At 58.3% G+C, this 7,300-nt stretch carries 10 protein-coding genes; all 10 read right to left on the bottom strand.

Annotated elements, in window-relative coordinates:
• Positions 1-185: hypothetical protein (locus tag AC1DLB_RS17520; RefSeq protein ID WP_477785352.1), on the bottom strand; the 185-nt coding region annotated here is incomplete at its 3' end.
• A gap of 391 nt (positions 186-576) precedes the next feature.
• Positions 577-1,434: a hypothetical protein gene (locus AC1DLB_RS17515; RefSeq protein ID WP_477785351.1), complete on the bottom strand. Its 858-nt coding sequence runs from the start codon at positions 1,432-1,434 to the stop codon at positions 577-579.
• 94 nt (positions 1,435-1,528) lie between these two features.
• Complete coding sequence (locus tag AC1DLB_RS17510) at positions 1,529-4,414, bottom strand: DUF927 domain-containing protein (RefSeq protein ID WP_477744493.1); 2,886 nt, start codon at positions 4,412-4,414, stop codon at positions 1,529-1,531.
• Positions 4,411-4,683 (bottom strand): DUF3077 domain-containing protein, encoded by a 273-nt coding sequence (locus AC1DLB_RS17505; protein ID WP_339521928.1) that lies wholly within the window; start codon positions 4,681-4,683, stop codon positions 4,411-4,413. The genes AC1DLB_RS17510 and AC1DLB_RS17505 overlap by 4 nt, the downstream gene beginning before the upstream one ends.
• On the bottom strand, positions 4,680-4,964 hold the full coding sequence (locus AC1DLB_RS17500; RefSeq protein ID WP_477744494.1) for a hypothetical protein: 285 nt from the start codon (positions 4,962-4,964) through the stop codon (positions 4,680-4,682). Before AC1DLB_RS17500 ends, AC1DLB_RS17505 begins: the two co-directional genes overlap by 4 nt.
• Positions 4,961-5,119, bottom strand: coding sequence for a hypothetical protein (locus AC1DLB_RS17495; protein WP_258699206.1), 159 nt, complete (start codon positions 5,117-5,119; stop codon positions 4,961-4,963). The genes AC1DLB_RS17500 and AC1DLB_RS17495 overlap by 4 nt, the downstream gene beginning before the upstream one ends.
• Before the next feature lie 374 nt (positions 5,120-5,493).
• A complete protein-coding gene (locus AC1DLB_RS17490; protein WP_477744495.1) occupies positions 5,494-5,835 on the bottom strand; it encodes a hypothetical protein in 342 nt (113 codons plus the stop codon).
• Positions 5,832-6,440, bottom strand: coding sequence for a hypothetical protein (locus AC1DLB_RS17485; RefSeq protein ID WP_477744496.1), 609 nt, complete (start codon positions 6,438-6,440; stop codon positions 5,832-5,834). The genes AC1DLB_RS17490 and AC1DLB_RS17485 overlap by 4 nt, the downstream gene beginning before the upstream one ends.
• Positions 6,437-6,706: a helix-turn-helix transcriptional regulator gene (locus tag AC1DLB_RS17480; RefSeq protein WP_477744497.1), complete on the bottom strand. Its 270-nt coding sequence runs from the start codon at positions 6,704-6,706 to the stop codon at positions 6,437-6,439. The genes AC1DLB_RS17485 and AC1DLB_RS17480 overlap by 4 nt, the downstream gene beginning before the upstream one ends.
• Positions 6,703-6,951 carry a helix-turn-helix domain-containing protein gene (locus tag AC1DLB_RS17475; protein ID WP_477744498.1) on the bottom strand — a complete coding sequence of 83 codons (249 nt, stop codon included), beginning with the start codon at positions 6,949-6,951 and terminating at the stop codon, positions 6,703-6,705. The genes AC1DLB_RS17480 and AC1DLB_RS17475 overlap by 4 nt, the downstream gene beginning before the upstream one ends.
• Between the last annotated feature and the right edge of the window lie 349 nt (positions 6,952-7,300).

Here is a 7,300-nt window from a genome sequence, read left to right as displayed (position 1 = left end):
ATTCTGGTGATATCTTGCGCTTGCAGGGTCGAGTCGGACGCATCGATGGTGTTTCGCCTTAGCAAGTTATAGAGCCTGCCAGTTTTTCCCGCGTATTGAATGTTTTCTAGTCTCCCCCCACCATTCACGCCATCAAGGCATTTCGATTGGGCTAACAGCCATGCACCCTTTGTTTGCTCATCCATAAGTCACCTATTGAATTTGATACTGCAGAGGGCTCACTCGTTCTTTAGTCAAGTATTTTCACGGGCTACGAAGCTCGTATTCAAGTCGAATGTACCAAAGCGTTACGACGTTTGGCAGTAGAGATATCAAATAAAAGAGGAGTACAAATATTGGTCAGCTTACGGTGTAGTAGCTCATCCGGGCCAGCGGGCTTGGCTAGGCGCGATCCGACTAAGCAGCCGTGGAGTCGTTGCGCCCATACGATTAGATAAATTTTCTGCGTCGATTTGGGCGATCGTTTTTATCAAGCATTTAGCGCACCAAATCTAGCGACGTGCCGACGCTATTGGTGAGTAATGACTGCCTGGGGCGCGGCATGAAGAAAGACGGACATCCCTGCAGAAATCTCAGCTAGAGGAAACCTGCGAGTCTGATAACCCGTGTAGAGGCCCCCCCTTTGGGAGGACCCGTAAAATTTGTGTGTTGCCGGCCCATAGGCGCCTGCAAAGGCAGGTAAAGATCCTGCAGTGAGCTATAACGGCCCAATGCTTTTTCGGCGGCGGACAACTGTGTTGCAACGTTTGCAAAGTCCTGAGCCGCTTTGTCCAGGCGGTCGGCCCAGAGGAAGCGAGCTGCTCGTAGCTGATCTTGGCGCAGATCGGTCAAAAGCTGCTTGGTGACGGTGATGGTTTCGTCGAGCTTTTCGACTTCGGCCGTCAAGGCATTCACAACGGTTGCCACTCCGCGCTTGCCGCGTGTCGCCAGTGTCAGGGCCTCTGATGCCTGCTTGAGTAGCTTCTCCGCTCGTTGTTCGTCCGCGTCGTCTCCTTCACTCAATGCCGCTGCATAACCGGCTGCCGCTTGTTGCTCAGCAGATTGAGCCTTCTCAATTTCGGTGCGTTTTTCGTTCTCCAGTTTCTGAAGTTTGGTTGAAAGCTTTGCACGCTTACCCTGCAGCTTCTGGAGATCCGTCTGCGCTTGGCTGATTTCCTTCTGGGCCTTTTTGATATTGGTGTTCGCGAATCGCACACCGTCTTCCCAATCAATCAGGATTTGTAGCCGTTTGATCTCGGACGTGTGCTCCTCAATCGCCGTTTTGGCGTTGTTGTAAGCGCTAACAATTTCATGCGGGTACACGGGCCTACCGGCGCGGCTTCGTGCAAATTCCTTTTTAGCTTCTTGGGCGTTTGCTCGTAGGCTCGGCAACTGCTTTTTGAGTTGTTCGATGTCGGTTTGATGTTGCTTGAGTTGCTTCTGATAGTCGCTCATTGAAAATTTCCGTATCTTAAATTGATGGTTCGTTCGGTTTGGTTCGGGCGGGCCAGACCCGTAGCGGCCGGCTCTCCCTCGTTACGCCTCAGCCTCACGCGGCTTCGGTTTCAGAGGAGAGGAGAGCGTTGGCATGCACCACGTAGGCTCTCGTTTTGGCCAAGCCGGGAAGCCGTACAGATTGCGCAGCACGGCCCTCTGCGCTGGCTTCCAGAATTCCGCGTTCGATCAGTTCACGATTGACCAGGGTGAGGCTCATTCCCTTGAAGACTTCCGCCCTCCATGCGGTAGGCAGGAAGTAGTAGGTAACGAGCGTGTAAACGCCGTCGCCCATGCCGTGTTCAACCGTGCGCCGGAAGCCGAGTCGGTCGGCGGTTCGTGGAGCGTGATCGTCCGTTTTGGCAGTAAGCCCATCCCAGCGAGTGAAACGACTCTCGCCAAATCGCTCAATGACCTGCTGCAGTCGGGCCACGATGGCGTCGCCTTCCATGTTCCCGGCGCCACCCCGTTCATCTAGCCAAGCATTGAGGCAAACCTGTGCTGCTGTGGTGGCGGTGCCTTCCGGCCAGCCGGTCACGCCCAGCGCTGTCGCCAGCTCACCAGCGGCAGCGGCAAGGCCGAAACGGGCAGCAGCTCGGTGCGCTTGACCACTGGCCGACGCAGGGAGCGCCTTGGCGATAAAACGCTCGACCGTGCGGCGCAAGATGGCTGTCCAACCGAGCATTTCACCGGGCTCACACAGCGCCGACAGGAAGGCAGTCAGTGGCGTGCCGTAGTACTTGGCTACACGAGCCTTGAGGGCGTCTGACAGGGCGGCGGCGTCTTCGAAACCGCTCAATACGTCGAACATTCCCAGGCTTTTGCTCGCGTCTGCAGGTACGGCCAGCATGCGGATCTCCATCCCCGCTTTGAGCTCTTTGTTGGCGTCGGCCATGTGCTGCGCGAGCGTCTTCTCACCGGTCGAGAGGAACAACAACCGCCACTCTTGCACCTGTCGGCCTGCTTGCCCGCGATCATTGGCACGGGCCTTACCTGTGCCGTTCCCGAGCATGTACACCGTTTCACCGATGATGCGCGGATCGCACATACCGATCTCATCGAGCACCAGCACGCCGTCTGAGTGCGCAGCAGCAATCGACTCCAAAGCGTTATCTGTAGAACGCCATGACCGGACCAGTCGCGGCCCACCGTAAACCGATGCGGCGACTTGCAGGTGTGTCGTCTTGCCGCCGGAGCTATCGCCATAGAGGTGAAAACCGCCTGACTCGTGCCCCAGCAAGTGCAACAGCGGCCCGGCGAAGGCCACGCTGACGACGAACGCCAAGCGATGGTTGCCGATGCATAGCGCCCCGATTTGCTGTTGCCATTGCTCCAGCGTCCCGGCCTCGCTGATAGGCGGGAGCTGCGCGCCAGAGTCGCAGAAAAACAGGTGTTCGTGACTGTTGCCGACCTGCTGATCAGGCAGCAGGTACGCAGGCCCATGCCATCCAAGGCGAGTGACCAAACGCGCGCGCTCGTTGCTGTCGAACCCTTGCAGATAGCTTTGGAGATCGTTACGCGCATTACGGCCTGAGCGAGTACCGGGTAAGCGCAATCCCATGTCCACGAGTGGCCCCAAAACATCCTTGCCAAAGTCTCCGGTCATGTTGCGGGCGGGAATGTTCCAGCGCTTTTTCGCTCCGTCTGGGTCGTCGAACTCAACCAGCAAACCCCAGTTGTGGCCCTTGTCGTCACGGGTACGAGCGAGGATCTCCAAGGATGAGCAAACCGGTCGCGACTCACCATCATCGCCGGTATAGAACACGCCTTCGGGGGCCAATCGAAAGCCGCCGGGCAGCAAATCGGTTTTTGATTTTGCCGGTTGCTTAGCTGCGACTTTCGGTTCTGCGGGCTCGTCGGACGATTCATCATCAGGAGAGACGAAAAGACTGCCGTCGCGCTTCAGCTCCGCGACGTGCGCCGCCGTCCAGCCCTTAACGAGCGCGTCGGCAGCGTCGTCCCCTTCGTCCCATTGACCACCTTTGGTGAAGGCTGCGCGATCGTTCTTCAGTGTGGGCTTGCGTTTGAAGGCATCCAGCGCAATGAGTCGCACCGATTCGGCACCGATCTCGTGCAGCTTTTCGGCGACGTCCTCCATGCAAGTTTTACCGCTGCTGTCGTTGTCCGGCCAGAGAATCACCGAGCGACCTTTGAGCGGTGCCAGGTCGGCCTTATGCCAAGAGTTGGAGCCGTTCGGCCAGCACGTGGCCACGTAGTCGGGCATCAGTTCGCCTGCAGCGTCGGCGGCTTTTTCACCTTCGCACAATACGACCGGTGCTGTGTCGCGCTGAGCCAGCTCATCCAGGCGCAGCAGTGGACGCGGATCCGGCAGCCCCTGCCAACGCCATTGCGTGGTTTGGCCGTCGGAGCGCTGGCACCAAGTCAGCGGAGCAAAGACTTTCTTCGGCGTGCCGTCCTCGTCCGGGCCGAGATCGAAACGGTACAGGGCCATAAGTGGCTGGCCGTCTGTGTCGCGGTAGATCCAGACCTTTGAGGGGGCGCCGTGCTGCCGATGTCTTACGGGGCAGCGTTTCATGGCTTCGGCCGGGATCGGCTGTATGGCCAACCACGTCGGCGCTTTGCCTTTGCCGGAAGCGGGAGCCGATTGCGCCGCACCTGCGGCAACGTTTAGCAGTTCTGTCAGCTTGGTGCAGGCCTCGACATAGGTGCCACCGTCCAGGTAGCGCACCAGATCGATCAGGTCACCGCCCTTGTCTCCAGTAGCGAAGTCGGCCCAGGTGCCTTTACTCAGGTTGACCTTGAGCGAACCGGCACGTTTGTCGCTACGGGTCGGATTTGGGGCGGTGTATTCCTTGCCGCCGTCCACGCGCTTACCGTTAGGCAGCCAGTGGACGAGTACACGCTCAATGTCTTTGAGTGAACCTGCTTTCACATCGGCGAAGCTCGGACGTTTTGCGGCGCTGTTTGGGCGTTGGCTCATGTGTCAGCCCTCGGCAGGAACAGCGTGTCGGTCACCTCGTCGATCAGCGCTTTTGCCATTTCACCGAGGTACAAGGCTGGCCAGCTGAAGCGTTCGCCTTGGTCGCTCATGGCGGCATCGAGGGTGAGTTGGTTAGCGTGATGCTGCAGCTGAGAAACCATCTCCAGCGCGGTCTCCACTGGGATGCCAGCATTGACCCGGAACAACTTAAGGTCGGTGGAGTCGGCACGCGAGAAAGTGGTGCGGCCAAGCGTGGTCAAAGTGGTCATAGCGCACCACCTTTCTGCACCGCAGGAACCGATGTGGTGTCGCCGTGCATGGCGAGAGTCTTGATCAGGCGGAGCGTGCCGCGTACGTCCCAAATGACCGCGGAAAGGATATGCCCGGCAAGACGCGGTTTGTCGTCGTCGAAGTGGTCTTCGAGCAGGGCCAGCACCGAGTCGGCGCGGTCAATGGCGCATGTAATAGCGTCAATGGGCACACCCGCTTCGGTGTTCATGCTGACACATAGCAGGTCTTCTGGAAGGGCGAAACTCAGGGCGCTATTCATTGGGCACCGCCTGCGGCTTCGAGTGCGCGGGCTTTGGCCATGTGGTCGTTGTAGCGGGCGAGACGTGTAGCGAGACTGGAGTTGGCGTGTAGAGCGGCGAGAGCCATTGCACGATGAGCAGCGGCGCGAATTTTGGACGGATTGAGGGCGTGCATTGGTGAAGCTCCTGTATGTGAGGAGCTGCCACTGATCGTCGCCAAACGATGTAAGGGTGGCAGCTGTGCGCGGGTTGGCGAACCGGGCATACAGGACCCCGGCAGACCCGAAGGTCTCCCACGCACAGCCACCATTAAGCAGGAATGCGGGCACAAAAAAAGCGCCTGCAATCGGTATGGGGGCGCCTGTGCGCCTGTATGTGCTCGGGTCGCCAAACCCGGTCGCTGAATTTGCAGCGACGGCGGCAGGATAACTCCGAGATTTTATAAGCGCAACCGGCACGAAGCCTTGCGCATTTTTTTGATGCGACATAAATTGACCGGGCATACAGATTGACCTCAAACGCCCCCGGTTRCCGCCGGGGGCGTTTTCGTTAGTGCGGGGCTTCAGTCGAGCGACTGAGCACTAGCCATTGCAGGTGGCGGCCATCGCGAGCTGCGTCTCGCGCCTGGCGCAACGCCTCCGGGTTCAGCAGCAGGTTTGGGATCAGCTCGAAAGCGTCACTGACCTGAACGTCTGCGGGCGGCTGGACAGCCAACAGCGTCCACTCCAGGTTCTGCCAAAGAACGATCAGAACGTGAGCACCGGAGGCAATCGCTTGATCGCGAAGCGCGCGCAGATGCTCACGCCCTTTGTGCTCTGATGGCGAAGGCAAGGCGGCTTCGGCGGTCCCGATAACGTCTAATACGGTGTGCGGGAGGAAGGTCGGACTCATGCAGCCTCCTGCGTGCTGGCAAACAGCGGGGGAGGGGTTTCACCTTTGAGCCAAGCGAGGATCTTGCTGTCCTCGGCGCAACGGCGACGGTGTTGCTCAGCTAACGAACTCCGTCGCTCGACCAGGCACTCTTCCATGTATTGGCTGAGGTCGGACGTAATGCGCAGGTCAGCGTAGAGCCGCTCGCTGATGAGCTTTTCTTGTTCGATATCCTTTTCTACGTACCGGCTCCAGACTTGGGGATCATTCGCGTAGCCGTCCTTTTGATCGATCAGCCAGTACGTGACCCAGTTGTTCAAGGCGAACTGGCTCAATCCAGCACGCCGCCCTTCTTTCATCGCGAAATGACCGTGACCATGAATGCTGGAAAACTCGCGCCGAACGGCGTGCTTGCGGATGATCTCGGGCAACTCCCAAGGGTTGGGCGTGATTGGCAAAACGAGGCCGTCAGGATTGAAAAAGAACGCCGCTTTCTCCTCACCGTTCCAGCTCACACCTGCGATGGTGCGATGTCGCCAGTTAATGTCATCCTGAGAGTAGAGCTGAAAGCCAATGCTGTACGAGTCGTGGAAAGGACCACTGAAGGGGCAGTAATGACGTTTCATGCGGCCACCTCATCGCGAGCTTCGATGCGACCACGCGCCCAAGCTTGAACCTCTGACAGCACCCAGGCGACAGGGGCGCCACGTGCGTTGCTGTTGGTGAGTTTTACGGGCTTCGGAAAACCACTTTCAGGCTCGTTCATTAGCTTGTAGATGGTGGGGCGTGCGAGGCCAACGATGGCCATCACCTCGGCAATGCGGATGAGCGTCACTGTCGGGTCGATTGGCGTGGAGTCGTTTGCAGGGGAGTGGAGGCGAGAGGTCTTCATTTTTCGCTCCTCACGCTTGCGGCAGTGCTGTGCGTGCGGCTTTCGAGCCATGCAGATACGTCTTTTTGCCGGTAGCGCACGCGACTGCCCACTTTCACGTAAGGCAGTGGATTGCGGCGCGAACTGCGCCAGGCGGCAAGCGTGCGATACGACAGGCCGAGGGTGGCCGCCACTTGATCGGGCGTGAGTAGGTCAGTGGAGCAGGGTGGAAGAGGAGTGATGGATTGAAGCGTTGTCGCAGTCATTTAGCGTTTCCTGTAGTCGTGGAGCGATGCAGGGCTAACGCTAATGGGGGGAAAGGAAACGAACGGCGGTTCACTTCCCTTTTTAAATAATTATGGGTAATTGCACGGACTTGGCCACCCATTCGCATTCGAACTGATCAAGCATTTGCGTTGGACTTGACCAGGACGCATCGTAGCCATGACTGGCTGAAACCGACCCAAAGTTGTCTGTCGTATCAGGCAGCAACCGCCGCTAATTCACTGTCGGAGTCTGCTTATCTTCGTCCTTGAACGATTGGCTGGAGCACAGCGCTTGGCTTGGCATCAATGCTGCCTCGCTAAGTGCCCGAAGGTTTCTGCTGCTTTATTT

It is taken from the genome of Pseudomonas sp. 05N434 (assembly GCF_056396965.1).
The sequence above is the reverse complement of the archived record's forward strand: the minus strand, read 5'-3'. Positions and strand labels throughout refer to the sequence as shown.

Bases quoted from the DNA above. Each gene is read 5' to 3' on its own strand.
- AC1DLB_RS17505 (WP_339521928.1), bottom strand. From the start codon at position 4,683: ATGACCACTTTGACCACGCTTGGCCGCACCACTTTCTCGCGTGCCGAC.
- AC1DLB_RS17475 (WP_477744498.1), bottom strand. From the start codon at position 6,951: ATGACTGCGACAACGCTTCAATCCATCACTCCTCTTCCACCCTGCTCC.
- AC1DLB_RS17495 (WP_258699206.1), bottom strand. From the start codon at position 5,119: ATGCACGCCCTCAATCCGTCCAAAATTCGCGCCGCTGCTCATCGTGCA.
- AC1DLB_RS17485 (WP_477744496.1), bottom strand. From the start codon at position 6,440: ATGAAACGTCATTACTGCCCCTTCAGTGGTCCTTTCCACGACTCGTAC.
- AC1DLB_RS17480 (WP_477744497.1), bottom strand. From the start codon at position 6,706: ATGAAGACCTCTCGCCTCCACTCCCCTGCAAACGACTCCACGCCAATC.
- AC1DLB_RS17510 (WP_477744493.1), bottom strand. From the start codon at position 4,414: ATGAGCCAACGCCCAAACAGCGCCGCAAAACGTCCGAGCTTCGCCGAT.
- AC1DLB_RS17490 (WP_477744495.1), bottom strand. From the start codon at position 5,835: ATGAGTCCGACCTTCCTCCCGCACACCGTATTAGACGTTATCGGGACC.
- AC1DLB_RS17500 (WP_477744494.1), bottom strand. From the start codon at position 4,964: ATGAATAGCGCCCTGAGTTTCGCCCTTCCAGAAGACCTGCTATGTGTC.
- AC1DLB_RS17515 (WP_477785351.1), bottom strand. From the start codon at position 1,434: ATGAGCGACTATCAGAAGCAACTCAAGCAACATCAAACCGACATCGAA.